Source organism: Roseateles terrae (assembly GCF_014192155.1).
Taxonomy (GTDB): domain Bacteria; phylum Pseudomonadota; class Gammaproteobacteria; order Burkholderiales; family Burkholderiaceae_C; genus Roseateles; species Roseateles terrae.
Window position 1 is genome coordinate 17,323 of record NZ_JACHXO010000005.1, and the last position, 14,978, is coordinate 32,300.

Below are 14,978 nucleotides of genomic sequence, written 5' to 3' on the forward strand. Positions count from 1 at the left end.
GAGCATTGGGGGCAATGCCCATGCCATTGCGACATCCAGGCGAATGAAGCGCTGCCATGGAACGCGGCCTGCCGGTAGGAGGAAGGACACTGCGTCGCAGTGGTTCTGGATCTCACTGTTCGCAAAGGAACTTCCATGGATACCACGCATCACACGCATGTTCATACCTCGGGCGGCTTTCGGGCCGTCAGCACCGTGGCACTGGTCCTCTTGATCATCGGTGGACTGAACTGGGGTCTGGTCGGACTGTTCGACTTCGACCTGGTGGCGACGCTTTTCGGACCGATGAGCCCCCTGAGCCGCATCGTCTATGTGCTGGTCGGCGCCTCGGCGGTCGTGAGCATCGCCACGCTGACACGCATCAACAAGCACTGACGCTGCGCGGTGGTGCCCGGCCACGGGCTTTGACCTGTTCAGGCACACCACCGAAGAGCGCACCCGATGCGCTCGCGATCCAAGGGCCTCGCGTCTACCGCGAGGCCCTTTTGTCGTCTGCTGTACGGCATGAGCCGTCATCCGTTCGCTACGCCGCTTAATCGCTTGATCGTCCTGAAAAGCCGTTGAGCGGTGCCCTCATCGGCGCATTCGACGCGCAGGATGTCACGGGGCTCAAGTAACTGCCTGTTTATTTGACCGGATCGGCACCGATGATGGAGGGTCGGGATGCGCCTACGCCGCATCCGAGAACAAAAAACAGAGGTGGCATGCGTTTGCAGAGGACCGGCGCCCCGAAAGTCGCTCGTTGCGGAAAGTCCAGCGTTCGGGGAATGCTGCTGGCATGTTCGATGGCCTGTGGGGCCATCAGCGCACAGGCGCAAGACGGATTACTGAATCAGGCGTCCTCGCTGCTCGCAGCGAAGGACGCTGCGGCTGCGTATGCGTTGCTGTCGCCCATTGAGGGCGAGCATGCAGGCGAGCCGTCATTCGACTATCTGTTCGGCATCGCCGCGCTGGATGCGGGTCATGTGACCCGCGCCATCTTCGCGCTCGAGCGGGCGGTCGCGGTACGACCGGACGACCGGCTGGCGCGCGCAGAACTGGGCCGCGCCTATCTCGCTGCGGGCGACACGCCCCGCGCCCGTGAGCAGTTGACGCTCGCGCGGGCCGGCGACACGCCAGCCGAAGCGGCCGCGGCCATCGACCGGGTGCTGGGCGTCATCGACCAGGTGGTGCCGCAGCGTGGCGCGCGGATGAGCGGCTACCTGGAGCTGGGCGCCGGCTACGACAGCAATGTCAACAGCGCCACCAATCAGGGGGAATTTGCGATTCCGGCGTTTGGCGGCATCCTCTTCCAGACGTCTGAAGACAGCCGTCGGCAGGACGCGCTGGTGGGAACCGCTGCCGCCGGCGCGGTGGCCGAGCTGCCGCTGTCCCCGGACTGGCGCCTGATCGGCGCGGCGAACCTGCGCCGCACGGTCAACCGCGACGTCGCGGAGCTCAACACAAGGTTGCTGGACGCCACGGCGGGATTGCGTCACACCGCGGGGGCCCAGAGCCAGACGGTCGCACTGCAAAGCGGCATCGCATGGGTCGGCGCCGAGCGTTATCGCGACGTGTTCGGCCTGACAGCGCAGTGGCAGACCCAATTCAGCGAGCAGATGCAGGGCAGTGTCTTCGGCCAGTGGTCGCGCCAGAACTTTCCCGGCGAGATCGGTCGGGACAACGATCGCACGGTGCTCGGCCTGGGACTGGCCCGCGGCTTTCAGCGGGGCGTGACATTGGCCTATGGCAGTGCCTATCTGCTGCGCGAGCGGACCAACGCCGGTTTCGACGCTTTGGGCCATCACGGCCATGGGTTGCGGCTGGGCCTGGAACGGCGGCTGCGCGGCAGCCTGGTCCTCTTCGGTGAAGCGCAGTACGAGGCCCGCCGATACGGCGGCGAAGAACCGTTCTTCAATACACAACGCAAGGACCGTCAGACCGACCTGTCGGCGGGCTTGCGGCATTCCATGGGTGAGCGCTGGGAACTGACCGGCCAGCTGCGCTACACGCGCGCCGCGTCGAACGTCGTCCTCTACGACTACGTCCGCAACACCTTCCAGATCACGCTCCGCAGGAATTTCACATGACCCGTCTTGTTCGTCGCCTTTTCGATCGCAGCACTCGCGGCGCGAAGACGACTGCCCCTTCGCTGCGCCATCGACTGGCCCTCGCCGCGCTGTGCCTGATGTCCGGCGCGGTGTGGGCAGGCCCGTCGGCGACGGTGCTCTTCACCACTGGCGAGGCACGTGTCATCTCCGCCAAGGGAGAATCGCGGGAACTCAAGACCGGCGCTCAGATTGATTCGGGCGAGACCGTGCAGACCGGCAAGGGCCGGGTGCAGCTGCGCATGATCGACGGTGCATTGATGGCACTCAGCGAGCAGACCACGCTGCGGCTCGATGACTACCGCGTCGCCACCACCCCAGGCGGTGAGGAGCGGGGCTTCATGAGCCTCGTGCGCGGCACCCTGCGGACCATCAGCGGCAGCATCGGCCATCCCCGTCAGGATGACTATCGGCTGGACACGCCGGCCGGCACCATTGGCATCCGCGGCACGGAATACACCGCGTCGCTCGGTGGCAAGGGCGACCTGGAAGTCGGCGTGATCGGCGGGCGCGTGGCGGTATGCAATGACGGCGGCTGCGTCGACGTGCCCAAGGGCTTTGCGGCGACGACACCCAGCCGGTCGGTCAAACCGGCAGTGGCGGCAAAGCCGCTGGTCCTGCTGACCCCGACCCCGACGAAGGCGACGGCCACCGCCACCGCCCCCACCACCACCACCACCGCAGATGCAGCCTCGACGGAGAAGAGCGGCGGCGAAACAACGGCATCTTCCGCGGTGGCCTCCGCAGGCGCCAACCCATCCCCGCGCACCACACCCAGTGGCGGTGAGCAGGTGTCGCAATACCTGATCGCAGCGCTGACACCGCCCGCGACCGCAGCGCCGGCGCCCGCCACGCCCGGGGACCCGGACGCGCTGCCATCGCTGCCTGGCTCGACGACGGTGACGCCTGCACCTGCCAGCGGATCGGCCGGCAATGGTGCAGCTGAGGCGCCGGTGGTGATCGTTCCCAGGCCCGCAGCGCCCGTCAACGCACCCGGAACCACGCCTGGAACCACGCCGGCCCCCGCACCGGGCACCGGCACGCCGCCCGCGCCTGGCCCCGGCACTGCTCCGTCCCCCGGCCCCGCACCGACGCCGGGTGCAGGCGGCACACCTGGATCGGGCTCCGCACCGGCACCGGCGCCTGGCGCAGGGAGCACGCCCGCGCCTGGCCCCGGCACCCCCCCGGCTCCCGGACCGATCACCAATCCGCCCCCCGGGCCCGTCACGCCGCTGCCCAATGGCAAGGCCACCATCGGCCTCGTCTGGAGTACCGAGGGCGGCAAAGTCGCCAACGGCCTGACCCAAGGCACTGTCCAGTTCAATGCCCAGGGCGGCCTGACCACCCTCGCCAATGCCTCGACTGGCAAGCCCATGCTCGAAAAGGGCACCCCGGTGGACGTTGGCGCCAATGGCGTCATCGGCTGGGGGCGCTGGACGGGTGGCGACAGCAAGGTCGCCGGCACCTCCAACGGCAAGGGCGCCGGCAACGGCCATCTGGCCACGCTGCATTACTTCGCCATCGCAGACCTGCCGACCGGTCCGGTGTCCGGCACCTTCACCTCCTTCGCGTCCACGGCCCCCACGGTGCAGGCGGACGGCAAGCTGGTCGCCATCGGTGCGGTCAACGGTGCCACCGGCAGCTTCAATGCGTCCCTGCAGCTGCAACTGGGCGGCAACGCCAGCTACTCGCTGACCGTCCCCGTCGCCAACCAGACCTTCTCGCTGGTGGGCGTGGCAACTCAGACCTCTGCCTCCGGCTTCTCCGGCGTGTCACTGATCACCAGCACCGGCACCGGCTGTGCCGGCGGCTGCACCGGCAGCCTGGGCAACAACGTGTCGGTGATGGGGCAGCTGGCGGGCTCGACCGGCTCGCAGGCGGGTGTGCTCTATGGCTTCGATACCCGCATCGGCAACGTGTCCGGTGTGATCGTCTTCAAGCGTTGAATCAATGACGTCTTCAGATTTCCGTTCCGTCGCGCGCTCGGTGGATGCGGTCCGGCTCAAGGGCCTGATCGAGACATGCATCATGATGTCCATGAGCCGAGACCGTCATGCCCTGCTGCAGCAGCTGCTGGGCGAAGGCCAGCGCCTGCTGCATTGCGACGGCGCGACGATGTACATGGTGACGGAACAGCAGACCTTGTGCTTTGAGCTGCGCACCCGCAGCGACCCACTGCCGTCGCAGCAGATTCCGCTCTACAACGAGCAGACCGGCCGACCGAATGAAAACTTCGTGTCGGTCTACACGGTGCTGCACAACCGGGCGGTGCTGATCGACGATGTCTATGCCAAGTCGCGCTTCGACCTGACCGGCACCCGCGCCTTCGACGTTGCCACGGGCTACCGCACCGTCTCGATGCTGACGGTGCCGATCGCCCCGCGCGGCGGCGCGCCCATTGGGGTGCTGCAGTTCATGAATGCGCTGGATCCGTCGACCGGCGCCATCGTGCCGTTTGATCCGGAGTCGGTCTCGCTGGTGGAAGCGATGGCGGCCCAGGCCGCGGTCGCGCTGGACAACCTGGCACTGGTCGAATCCCAGAAAGACCTGATGGGCAGCCTGATTCGCGTGCTGGCCAATGCCATCGATGCGAAGAGTCCCTACACCGGCCGCCATTGCGAACGGGTGCCCGAGCTGGCCATGATGCTGGCGCGCGCCGCGAGCGACACGGCCGACGGTCCGCTCCAGCACTTTGCCTTCCGCTCCGAAGAAGAGTGGGAAGAGTTCCGCATCGGTGCCTGGCTGCATGACTGCGGCAAGGTGACGACGCCTGAGTATGTGATCGACAAGGCCACCAAACTCGAGACCATCCACAACCGTATCCATGAAGTGCGCATGCGCTTCGAGGTGATGCGGCGCGATCTGGAGATCACCGCCTTGCAGGCGCGTCTGGACGGCACCTGGAGTGCCGAACGTCAGGCTGCGCATGAGGCCGCCATCGCCCAGCTGGACGATGACTTCGCCTTCGTCGCGAAGTGCAACGTCGGCACCGAGACGATGGACAACGCGGATGTGCAGCGGCTGCATCGCATTGGCGGGCAGACCTGGATGCGGCACTTTGACGACCGCCTCGGCCTCTCCGCCGCCGAACTTGCCAGCCGTGCCGATGAGCCGGCGGTGACGCTGCCGTGCGCCGAGCCGCTGCTGTCGGACCGCCGCCGGGACCTGGTGCGTCGTCCGCCCGAAGACCGGCCGGACCCGTCCTATGGTTTCCGCATGGAGGTGCCGGAGCATCTCTACAACCGCGGTGAGTTGCACAACCTGGGCGTGCGCAGCGGAACGCTGACGCCGGAAGAGCGCTACAAGATCAATGAGCACATGGTGCACACGGTGACGATGCTGGAGCAGATGCCCTTCCCGAAGCATCTGCGCCGCGTGCCCGAATACGCCGGCACCCATCACGAGCGGATGGATGGCAAGGGATATCCGCGCCAGCTCGGACCTGATCGGCTCTCGGTGCCCAGCCGGATCATGGCGGTGGCCGACATCTTCGAAGCCCTGACCGCGTCGGACCGTCCCTACAAGAAGCCGAAGAAACTGTCCGAGGCGCTGGCCGTGTTGCAGCGCATGGCCGGTCCGCATGTGGATGCGGACATCTTCAATCTGTTCCTGTCCTCTGGCGTCTACCTCGACTTTGCGCGCAAGCATCTGCATCCCTCGCAGATTGACGTGCAGGACGCATCAGCGTTTTATGCCACGGGCGGTCAGGGCTGAGCCCGGGCTGCCATCCAGGCGCTTGACGCGCTGGGCCTGGGCGGTTCCGCTCGGCGCGTTGATCGCGGCCCTGACGCTGGTCGTGCTCAGCCCGGTGCCCTTGCGCACGGCGCGCAATGCGGTGTTCGACCAGTTCCAGCGCTGGTATCCGCGGCCCTACCTGGCGCCGGCGGTGCGCATCGTCGATATCGACGAAGAAAGCCTGCGACGGGTGGGCCAGTGGCCATGGTCACGTACGCAGGTGGCGCAGCTGCTGGCGGGCATTCGGGCGCAGCAACCGGCCTCCGTGTCACTGGACATCATGTTCGCGGAGCCGGAGCGCAGGGCGGTGGTCGAGGGCGCGTCGGCAGCCGGCGGCACGACGGGTGCATACCCTACCGGACCGGCCATGGCGCTGAGCGATCCGGACCGGGCACTCGCGGAAGAGATTCGGCGCGGCCGCGTGGTTCTGGGGTTTGCGCTGACAGGGTCTGGATCGCGCAGTGAAGCGCCTGGCGCGCTCCTGACCCGATCGGGCTTCGTCGCCATCGGCGGCGATCCCGTCGCCGCCTTGCCGGGGTTCACCGGCAGCATCACGAACTTGCCCGACCTCCAGACCGCCGCCAGCGGCCAAGGCGCCATGACGTTCATGCCGGACGTGGACGGGCTGGTGCGACATGTGCCGCTGCTCTTCAATCTGCAGGGTCAGCCGGTGCCTTCACTGACGGCGGAAGCTCTGCGAGTCGGCGAGGGCGCCAGCGGCTACGTGGCCCGGACCTCGCCGGGCGAAGGCGGTCTCATCGACGTGCGCATCGGCGCCCGGGTGCTGGATGTCGATCAGTCTGGTGCCTTGTGGGTGCACTATGCGCGCGCCCAGCCGCAGCGCTACATCCCGGCGTGGCGGGTGATGGAAGGGCATCTGGATGCCACCGCCCTGCGCGGTCAGTTGGTGCTCATCGGCACCTCGGCGCAGGGCCTGCTGGACCTTCGCTTCAGCCCACTGGGCGGCATCATTCCCGGCGTGGAGGTCCATGCCCAGGCGATCGAGCAGATCGTCTCCGGTCAGCAGCTGGCCCGGCCCGGCTGGGCGCCGGCGGCGGAATGGCTGCTGGCGTTGGTTGGTGGTCTGCTGGTGGGCATCGTGGCCCTGCGGGCACGGCCGGGTCGGTCCAGTGCGACCTTGCTGGTGCTGGGCGTCGGCGTGGGGGTCGCGGCGTGGAGCGGCTTCCGCTACGAGCGGCTGCTCATCGACCCCAGCGGTCCGTGGCTGGCGATGCTCGCGGTCTTCACGCCCACCACCCTGATGCGCTACCGCTGGGCGGAACGCCGTCAGCGCTGGATGCAGTCCACCTTCTCGCGGTATGTCTCGCCCAACCTGATCGACTACCTGCTGGCGCATCCCCAGGCGCTGGAGCTGGGCGGACGCCGGCAGCGTTGCAGCTTCGTTTTCACTGACCTCGCGGGCTTCACCGCACGCATGGAATCAATGGATCCGGCCGTGGCGGTCACGGTGCTCAACACCTATCTGGACCGGATGATCGCCATTGCCTTCCAGCATGACGGCACGCTGGACCGCATCGTCGGTGATGCGGTGGCCATCATGTTCTCGGCCCCGGTGCCGCAGGCGGATCATGAGGCCCGCGCCCTGCGCTGCGCGCTCGACATGCAGGCGTTTGCCCGTTCCTATGTGGACGAGCTGAAGCGCCAGGGCATTGAGTTCTGCGAGACCCGCATCGGCGTGCACACCGGTGAGGTGACGGTCGGCAACTTCGGCGGCGACACGATGTTTGACTACCGGGCCCTGGGCGATCCGGTGAACACGGCAGCGCGTCTGGAAGGCGCCAACAAGTATCTCGGCACGTCCTTGTGCGTGTCGGAAGAAACGCTGAAGGGCTGCCCTGAGGCGGTCACGCGGGAGATCGGACAGGTCAAGCTCTCTGGGCGGTCCGCTGCATTGCGGCTGTATGAGGCGATCGGGCTGAAGGATCGCGGCAGCGCAGAGGACCTCGACTACCAGTGGGCGTTCGATCAGTTGCGCGCCGGCAGTGATGAGGCATTGGCCGCATTCGAAGCGCTGGCGCTCAGCCGTCCCCGGGACGGCCTGGTGTGCATGCATCGGGACCGGCTGCGAGCAGGCCACCGCCACGACTGGATCGAGCTCGCCACGAAGTGAGGGACACGGCTGCAGGGGCCGACTGCAGCTGCCGAAGCCGAAGCCGAAGCCGAAGCCGAAGCCGAAGCCGCGGCTCCCGGCTCCCGGCTCCCGGCTCCCGCTTCCCCTACAGATCGACCTTCAACTCCGCCGCATAACTCCGCTGCGGATACGGATGGAAGTTCCAGGTCTGCTGGTTGGTCAGGTTGTCGATCCCCACCGCCGCCGTCCATTGCCGGTTCAAGCGCAGCAGCACCCGCGCATCCAGCGTCGTGTAGCGGCTCACGCCCTGATAGGTGTTGCCATTGAGGTCTGCATTGTTGAGCGTACGGTACTGGCGCCCGCTGTAGCGACCTGCCAGCGTCGTCGTCCACCGGTCGTCCCAGCGATAGCTCACGACCGCCGTGGCGCGCCAGCGCGGGATGTTGGGCTGCCACCGGCCCTCGGTATCCCCCGGCGTCACCACGAAGCCTCGATTGCGCTTGATGCGGGAATCGGCATAGCTGAGGCTGCCGGAGAGGTCGAGTCCGCGAAGTCCCCAATCGGTGCTGCTCAGCGTCGTCTCCAGGCCGTGGGTGGCGATATGGTCGATGTTCTGCACCCGGCTGATGTTCTTGTTGGCCGCGGCGTCAAAGGTGGTTTGCGAGTACAGCGAGTCGCGTGTGTCCTCGACAAACAGCGTCACCCGGGTGGACCACAGACCGAACTGGCTGTCGGCGCTCAGCTCGCCGGTCCATGACTTCTCCGGCTTGAGGCCGGGATCGTTCAGGTATTGCGAGTTGGTTGTGGACGTGGCCCCATACAGTTCGGACACCGTTGGCATGCGCACCGCGCGGCCCACCGATGCCTTGAGCACCGTGTCTGGCCGCCACATCCATGAGAGCGCAGCCTTCGGCGAGAGCGCCTGGATGCGCCGCTCCGGATAGGTCTGCGACGACGTGCCGGAAAAATCCGTCCTTCCGTCAAAGGCCGTCCAGCGCTCGGCGCGCAGACCCAGTACGGTGCGCCAACGCTCGCTCAGCGTCCAGGCGTCCTGTGCGTAGATGCTCTGCAACCGGGTGTCGCCCAGGACCTGGCTGGCCAGTGGCCCCGCGGGATCGGCCAGGTAGTTGCCTGCGATGCTGGAGGTGCGATAGCGCAGCTGATAGTGGTCCTGCTGCAGGCCCAGATCGACGGTATGGTCGGCATGAGGCCGCCAGGTGCCCCGCAGACTCAAGGTGGTCCAGCCCGTGCCGCTGCCATCCGCCAGCGTTCCGGGGCCGCCGGCCAGCGCCGCGGGCTGCGGGTTGCCGGCGGCATTCTGGCGTTTGCGGTCCTTGCGGTAGTCGTACTGACTGGCAGAGACGCCCCAGTCCCACTCGCCGCCGGTGTGACTGAGCAGCGAGAGGCCTTGCATCACATGCATCAGATCCTCTCGCGTCACCGCGAAGTCTCCGCCCGTCAGCGCCTGGCTGCCGGTGTATTGCAGGCCATCGATGTTGATCGGGCCGCTGGTGACCGGCTGCCCGTTGGCGTCCTTCAAACCGCTGACCGAGTCGCCGTCCGAGGTGTTCTGCCACACGGCCAGCAAGGCGCTGGCTCGCAGCGTCGGGGTAAGGTCATAGGCCAGCTTGAGCTTTACATGGTCCTGCCGGGTGTCGTACTGCGTCCCCGCCCCCAGCACGTACCAGGGCTGGTTCGCGGTGTTGAAGCCGGTCACCGCGCCGGTCACCGGCGTGCCCCCTGTACCGGGCGTGCCGGCGCTGCGCAGCCGTGTGGCAAAGGTCATCGGCTGGCCCAGGCTGCGGGTGTGATGGGCATTGATCCACCAGGACAGTTCCTCCGAGCGGCTGCCCACCGACGCGCTCGTCTGCCAGGCGTAGTCGTTCTCATCGACACCGTAGAGCTTGAACGGCTGCAGCACCGCGCTGACCTTGGCATGGGCCTCGAACTTCGTCGGCATGCGGGTGATGAAGTCCACCACCGCCCCGACCGAGTTGCCGGCATAGGCGGCGGAAAAAGGGCCATACATCACATCCACCCGCTCGATCTCCTCCGGCGTGACGAGATTCCATCGCGGCGGGAAGGACAGTCCGCCCACCCCGTTGCCGAGATAGTTGGACAGCAGGATGCCATCCGCATAAACCGCGGACCGGGCGCTGTTGCCGGTGCCGGACGCGCGGCTGGAGAGAATGGCGTGGTTGTAGTCGCCGATGTAGCGCTTGCGCACCAGCAGGCTGGGGAAGTACTTCAGCGCGTCTTCGCTGTCCGTGGCGTTGACGGTGCGCTCGATGTCCGCGGCAGTGGCGCTTTCGAGCGTGGTGGGGATGTTGCTCGGCAGGGACGACGGGCGGCTGCCGGTCACGGTGACGATGCCCAGGGTTTTGGCCTGCGCGTCGGTGGAAACGTCCTGTGCCCAGGCGTGGGAGACAGGCGCAAAGGGATAAGCCGTGGCCACGGCGGCCACGATCAGGGTCTTGTTCATGAGGTCGGTCGTGCTGACGCGCGGCGAGCGCCTATTCGGGCTGCACGCGCGCGGATGCAGAAAGGGGGCCGTGACCTTGGCGGTCAGTGGCCCGGCACTTCACAGGCTTCCGGGGGAGCCTTCAGCAGACGGACGGGGGGCCTCGGGGCTGCGCGGTGATCCACGCATGCAGCGTGGTGGGCGCCTGAAGGAAGGCCGGCGGGGTGTGGACCTGGGGCAAGGCAGGCAGCGCAGCCAGAGCGACGGGCGGCATGCCGAGGGTGTCGGCATGCAGGGAGCAGTAAGGGCAGTGGTCCAGCAGGTGGGCGCCGCCACTGGGCAGCGGCGTGTCCGGATCCTGCGCATTGCCATTGGCGTCGGCCTGTATCCAACGCGAGCCGTTGGCGCCGCAGATCTCCTGCCAGGCCTGACCGGCGCCGACCGCCTGCGACACCAGCGGCGCCCACGCCATCATCAGGACGGCCAGCAGGGCCATCCAGAGGGTGAGACGTCGAAGGGCGCGGCGCGCAAACATCGGCGCATTCTATGGGGATGCACCAGGCACGGGTGGGCAGAGGGTTCCGTGAATGCTTAGGGACGTTGCGGAGAGGACATTCCCGACCCCGGCACAAGGGCGCAAATGGAGGTCGCAATCCTGCAAGCGCACCGCTGGGCAGGACAGGGCCGGCGCACTACCGTCAGCGCGGGGTGAGAGGCGCGGCTTTCGCGCCGCCCCGCGTGAAAGGACGCCCCATGCGACCACTCTGTTCCACCACTCTCCAACTCAGCCTGCTCGCTGCGGCGGGCCTGATGGTGTCAATGCCGGCCCTGGCGGGCAAGCTGCTGCTCTCGGGCGGCGCCTATGACGACGCCAATACCGACCTGTTCGTCAATGGCCTGCGCAAGGCCACCGGCAGGGATTCTGCGTTTGTGCCCAACATCAACAGCACCAGCAATTGCGGCACGGATTGGACAACCACCGCGTGCCCCCGCATTGCGGTGGTCACCGCGGCCAAGGACAGCTACGCCACCGGACTGGATGCGTTCAACAATGACATTCCGGCGTCTGGCACCTCGCCGCTCAAGCGGGGCTACTACAACCTCTTCCAGACGCATGGCTTCTCCCCGAAGTTCATCACCGCCCATGTTGACAACTACGGCGTGCATGCCAGTGCTTCCACGCCCGAAGGACAGGCCAACATCGCCCTGCTGCAGCAGGCGGATGCGGTGTGGTTTGCAGGTGGTGATCAGGCCAAGATCATCCGCACGTTCCTGACGGACACTGGCGCGGACTCCGGCCTGGCAGCAGCCTTGCGAGCCCGATGGAGCAACGGCAATGGCAACCTCGTCATGGCGGGTGATTCGGCCGGCAATCATGCGCTGAACGTGACGATGCATGCGTCCGGCGTGAGCTACGGCTATCTCTATTACGGCGCCGATCTGCCCGACAAGTCGGTGACCCAGTGGCAGAGCCTCATGGACACGCGTGACGGCACCACCGCGCTGCGTGCATTGGAAAACGGCGCGACGATGAAAGCGCTCGGTTTCCTGCCGGCGGGCATCCTCAGCGACACCCACTTCGATTCACGATCCGGCCGTTTGGGACGTCTGGCCGCGGCGCTGCGGGACCTCAGCGTGCAGCAGGGATTCGGGGTGGACGAAAACACCGCCGTCCTGGTGGATACCGCGGCGCAGACGGCCACGGTCTATGGCGCCAACACGCTGACGATTGTGGATACCGCCAACGCCAGCGTTCAGACGGGCACGTATTACAAGGTCAATGGGCTGCGGGTGAGCCTGTTGACGCGGGGAGACCGCTACAACTACGCCAGCAAGGCGGTGACGAGCAGCAAATCGGCCATTGGCAGCCCTTACTACAGCAGCTACTTCGATTCGGGCGACATCTTTGCCGCCTTGCAAACGTCCCAATCGCTGACCCATCTGGTGGACCAGACGCCTACGACAAACGTGGGGACGGCACCGGTGCCGTCCTACAGCACAGGCCCGAGCTATCCTTCCGGTGCGCCGACCATCAAGCTGCGTTTCACGCGGGATGCGTCCACCAAAGGGTATTACAGCGGCGGACGCTATACGGTGGAGAAGGCGAAGGTCGATATTTACTGAGTCATACCGGCGAACCCGTCGGCGATTCGGGCGGCGAACCCGCTCGTGAAGGAGAGGCCGATGGACGTGACGACAGGAGGCTGCTTGTGCGGCGATGTTCGGGTGACGGCAACCGGTCAACCGTATCGGGTGGGCCTGTGCCATTGCCTGGACTGCCGCAAGCACCACGGCGCGCTGTTTCATGCGTCGGCGATCTTTCCGGAGACCGCGGTGACGGTGGTCGGGGAGACCCGCGCCTACGCCGGCCGTCACTTTTGCGTGCGATGTGGATCGTCGGTGTTTTCGAAGTCCGGCGATGAGGTGGAGGTGAGCCTGGGCGCCATGGATGCGATTGACCAATTCACTCCAACGTATGAGTTGTGGACCGTGCGTCGGGAGTCCTGGCTGCCCGCGTTTCCACTGGCGCGGCATTACCGGCACGACCGCGAAAACGCCGGGCGGCGGGAGGATGACGACGCTTGATGGAGTGAGGCCGGCAGGCTGGCGATGAACGCGATGATGCGCGATATGTCGACAAACCGCCCCCTGCCTTCAATCAATTGGAAGATGGCGCCGTCCCAGCCCCCGCCAGCGTTGCAGGTGCCGCCGGCCCAACCGATCCAGGGTCCTGCTTCGGTAGACCGCACCATCGCCTGCCCCTACGGCTACACCGTGGGCTCTTTGAATAATCAGCCGGTCTGCGTATCGCCTGGCGGGCGCGTCGTGCCAGCAGGGCCTCAGCGCTGAGGGCGGCGCGAGGCTCAGGCGCGCAATACCTTCCCGAAGTGCTCCGCGAGGCTCGGGCCGACCACGTCCGGCCGGTCCAGGACGCTCATGTGGCTCACGCCGGGCAGTGTGTGCAGCGAAGCATTGGGCAGTTCGGCGGCCAGCAGCCGCGCCATTTCACGCGCGGTGGCGGGTGATTTTTCGCCGGCCACCACCGTCACCGGCTGCGACAGCCGATACGCCTCGAAGGGCTGTGCGTCCATCGAGACGGACTTCACCTCCAGGTGCATCTTCCACCCCACACGCCGCATGGCGGCACGGGCTCGTTCGCCCATCGCCAGCCAGGCCCCGGGGCCGTTCCAGTAATCAATGAATCGCTGCAGCCAGGCTTCGTCGCCACCATTGACATCGTCGTCAAAGAAGCTGTTGTCGCTGTAGAGCTCCCGCACGTCCGACGCGGCAGCCGAGTCGATCTCGTGGGCGCGTTCACGAAGCGCGGCGAACACCACCGGTTCGTAGAGGTAGAGCGATTTCACCCGGTCTGGGGTCAGCCTCGCCAACTCCAATGCAAGCAGGCCGCCATACGAATGGCCCACCAGATGCACACCGCCCTGAATCTCTGACAACGGCTTGGCGAGCGCCGCCACATCTTCCGCCACGCGGACCTGCGCCGGCCGGGCGACTTCATCGCCGGGTCCGTAGCCCCGATTGAACGGCGTCAGCACCTTCGCGTCGCCCGCCAGGCTTTGATAGGGCGTCCACATGAATGGGCCCAGTCCGGTGGAATGCAGAAAGACGACGGTCGATGTCATGGGGCTGCTGGCGAATGAAGGTCAGGCGACTCTACACCGCATGGCACATGGTCGCTTGCAGCTGCGTGACGCTGCGTGAAGCTGCGTGAGTATCGGTGTCCCCGCGTGAGGCTGCGTGGGCCTGAGCGCAGCAAGCGCCCTTCAGCGGATCACTCTGGCGAAGGCGTCCGGTCGGAACTGTTGGCCGCCGGCGGCTGCGGTCGCCAGTTCCTGGCAAAACACGGCCGGCCCGCGCCGGCGCCGACAGCGGCTTTCAGTTGCCGCATGGTTTCACGTGCGGCGAGGTAGGCGCGAAGCTGCGCATCCGTCACCGGTCCATGAAGTGGGAGACGGGAGCCTTCGGGGGAGGAGGTGAATCGGCGCTCGCGTGTCATCGGACGCTCCTGCATCAACGACAAGGGGATCTGACCGGCCAAAATTCTGGGGAAGCCGCCGTCGTATTTCAAGATGCCCCCAGGTGACGCGGGGATATCGGTTGATCCGTGTCGCGCCACTTGAATTCGCAGCGCACGCACCCAAGTACCGATCAACGGCTTGCCGGCCCGGTGCAGGCGAGCCCCGTCATGCAACTTCTGACTTGAGCAGCCCCATGAGTTCTTCCACCGATGCAAGCCCGCGCGTGGTCCGGCTCCCGGCCACGCTGAACAACCTCGCGCACCTGGCCACGATGCTCGAAAAGCTCGAGCGCAGCCCGCGCGCCCCGGATCCGGGCCAGTACCGGCACCTGGTGGACCGCGTCAGTGCGGAGCTGACGCGCCACGCCGGTCACATCGCGCTGCCGCAACTGCTCGAATGCTTCCCCGCCACGGCGGAGCTGTATGAGAACCAGCGGTATGACGTGGCCGGGCTGTGCCTGAGTCCACTGGAGCGTTCGGTACAGACGGAGCAGGCGGCGCGTGATGCGTTGGCGGCCATGCGCCAACGCTGAAAGGCGCTGAGCGTCACCAAGTGGCGCCCGCGCT

At 66.7% G+C, this 14,978-nt stretch carries 11 protein-coding genes; 8 read left to right on the forward strand and 3 right to left on the reverse strand.

The genetic code is table 11. The features are described from left to right. Positions 1-135: 135 nt before the first annotated feature. The 5 genes from FHS28_RS14220 (at position 136) to FHS28_RS14240 (ending at position 7,953) form a co-directional block, all read left to right on the forward strand. Positions 136-375: a DUF378 domain-containing protein gene (locus FHS28_RS14220; protein ID WP_088451606.1), complete on the forward strand. Its 240-nt coding sequence runs from the start codon at positions 136-138 to the stop codon at positions 373-375. A 392-nt stretch (positions 376-767) separates the two neighbouring features. Further along, entirely contained in the window at positions 768-2,069 is a 1,302-nt protein-coding gene (locus FHS28_RS14225; protein WP_184294873.1) for a surface lipoprotein assembly modifier, read from the forward strand. After that, positions 2,066-4,033 (forward strand): FecR family protein, encoded by a 1,968-nt coding sequence (locus FHS28_RS14230; protein WP_088451610.1) that lies wholly within the window; start codon positions 2,066-2,068, stop codon positions 4,031-4,033. Before FHS28_RS14225 ends, FHS28_RS14230 begins: the two co-directional genes overlap by 4 nt. A 91-nt stretch (positions 4,034-4,124) precedes the next feature. Then, positions 4,125-5,801 carry an HD domain-containing phosphohydrolase gene (locus FHS28_RS14235; protein WP_246410125.1) on the forward strand — a complete coding sequence of 559 codons (1,677 nt, stop codon included), beginning with the start codon at positions 4,125-4,127 and terminating at the stop codon, positions 5,799-5,801. A gap of 22 nt (positions 5,802-5,823) precedes the next feature. Next, the gene (locus FHS28_RS14240) at positions 5,824-7,953 is read left to right on the forward strand and encodes a CHASE2 domain-containing protein (RefSeq protein ID WP_246410127.1); all 2,130 of its coding nucleotides are present in this window, start codon (positions 5,824-5,826) and stop codon (positions 7,951-7,953) included. A 106-nt stretch (positions 7,954-8,059) separates the two neighbouring features. Here the strand turns inward: FHS28_RS14240 and FHS28_RS14245 are convergent, their stop codons facing one another. Together FHS28_RS14245 and FHS28_RS14250 are read right to left on the reverse strand one after the other, a co-directional pair. After that, positions 8,060-10,396 carry a TonB-dependent receptor gene (locus FHS28_RS14245; RefSeq protein WP_088451616.1) on the reverse strand — a complete coding sequence of 779 codons (2,337 nt, stop codon included), beginning with the start codon at positions 10,394-10,396 and terminating at the stop codon, positions 8,060-8,062. A 121-nt stretch (positions 10,397-10,517) separates the two neighbouring features. Next, a complete protein-coding gene (locus tag FHS28_RS14250) occupies positions 10,518-10,910 on the reverse strand; it encodes a DUF2946 domain-containing protein (protein ID WP_088451618.1) in 393 nt (130 codons plus the stop codon). A 218-nt stretch (positions 10,911-11,128) separates the two neighbouring features. On the opposite strand from FHS28_RS14250, the gene FHS28_RS14255 reads away from it, so the two are divergent. After that, positions 11,129-12,499, forward strand: coding sequence for a cyanophycinase (locus tag FHS28_RS14255; RefSeq protein WP_184294876.1), 1,371 nt, complete (start codon positions 11,129-11,131; stop codon positions 12,497-12,499). A gap of 60 nt (positions 12,500-12,559) precedes the next feature. Continuing rightward, positions 12,560-12,961 (forward strand): GFA family protein, encoded by a 402-nt coding sequence (locus FHS28_RS14260; RefSeq protein WP_088451622.1) that lies wholly within the window; start codon positions 12,560-12,562, stop codon positions 12,959-12,961. A 278-nt stretch (positions 12,962-13,239) separates the two neighbouring features. Here FHS28_RS14260 and FHS28_RS14265 read toward each other — a convergent pair whose 3' ends face one another. Beyond that, a complete protein-coding gene (locus tag FHS28_RS14265) occupies positions 13,240-14,016 on the reverse strand; it encodes an alpha/beta fold hydrolase (protein WP_088451624.1) in 777 nt (258 codons plus the stop codon). Between the two features lie 589 nt (positions 14,017-14,605). Here FHS28_RS14265 and FHS28_RS14270 point away from each other — a divergent pair. Continuing rightward, positions 14,606-14,944, forward strand: a complete 339-nt coding sequence (locus FHS28_RS14270) for a hypothetical protein (protein ID WP_246410129.1) — start codon at positions 14,606-14,608, stop codon at positions 14,942-14,944. Positions 14,945-14,978 lie beyond the last annotated feature (34 nt).

Bases quoted from the DNA above. Each gene is read 5' to 3' on its own strand.
- FHS28_RS14265 (WP_088451624.1), bottom strand. From the start codon at position 14,016: ATGACATCGACCGTCGTCTTTCTGCATTCCACCGGACTGGGCCCATTC.
- FHS28_RS14230 (WP_088451610.1), top strand. From the start codon at position 2,066: ATGACCCGTCTTGTTCGTCGCCTTTTCGATCGCAGCACTCGCGGCGCG.
- FHS28_RS14250 (WP_088451618.1), bottom strand. From the start codon at position 10,910: ATGTTTGCGCGCCGCGCCCTTCGACGTCTCACCCTCTGGATGGCCCTG.
- FHS28_RS14260 (WP_088451622.1), top strand. From the start codon at position 12,560: ATGGACGTGACGACAGGAGGCTGCTTGTGCGGCGATGTTCGGGTGACG.
- FHS28_RS14225 (WP_184294873.1), top strand. From the start codon at position 768: ATGCTGCTGGCATGTTCGATGGCCTGTGGGGCCATCAGCGCACAGGCG.
- FHS28_RS14270 (WP_246410129.1), top strand. From the start codon at position 14,606: ATGAGTTCTTCCACCGATGCAAGCCCGCGCGTGGTCCGGCTCCCGGCC.
- FHS28_RS14235 (WP_246410125.1), top strand. From the start codon at position 4,125: ATGAGCCGAGACCGTCATGCCCTGCTGCAGCAGCTGCTGGGCGAAGGC.
- FHS28_RS14255 (WP_184294876.1), top strand. From the start codon at position 11,129: ATGCGACCACTCTGTTCCACCACTCTCCAACTCAGCCTGCTCGCTGCG.
- FHS28_RS14245 (WP_088451616.1), bottom strand. From the start codon at position 10,396: ATGAACAAGACCCTGATCGTGGCCGCCGTGGCCACGGCTTATCCCTTT.
- FHS28_RS14220 (WP_088451606.1), top strand. From the start codon at position 136: ATGGATACCACGCATCACACGCATGTTCATACCTCGGGCGGCTTTCGG.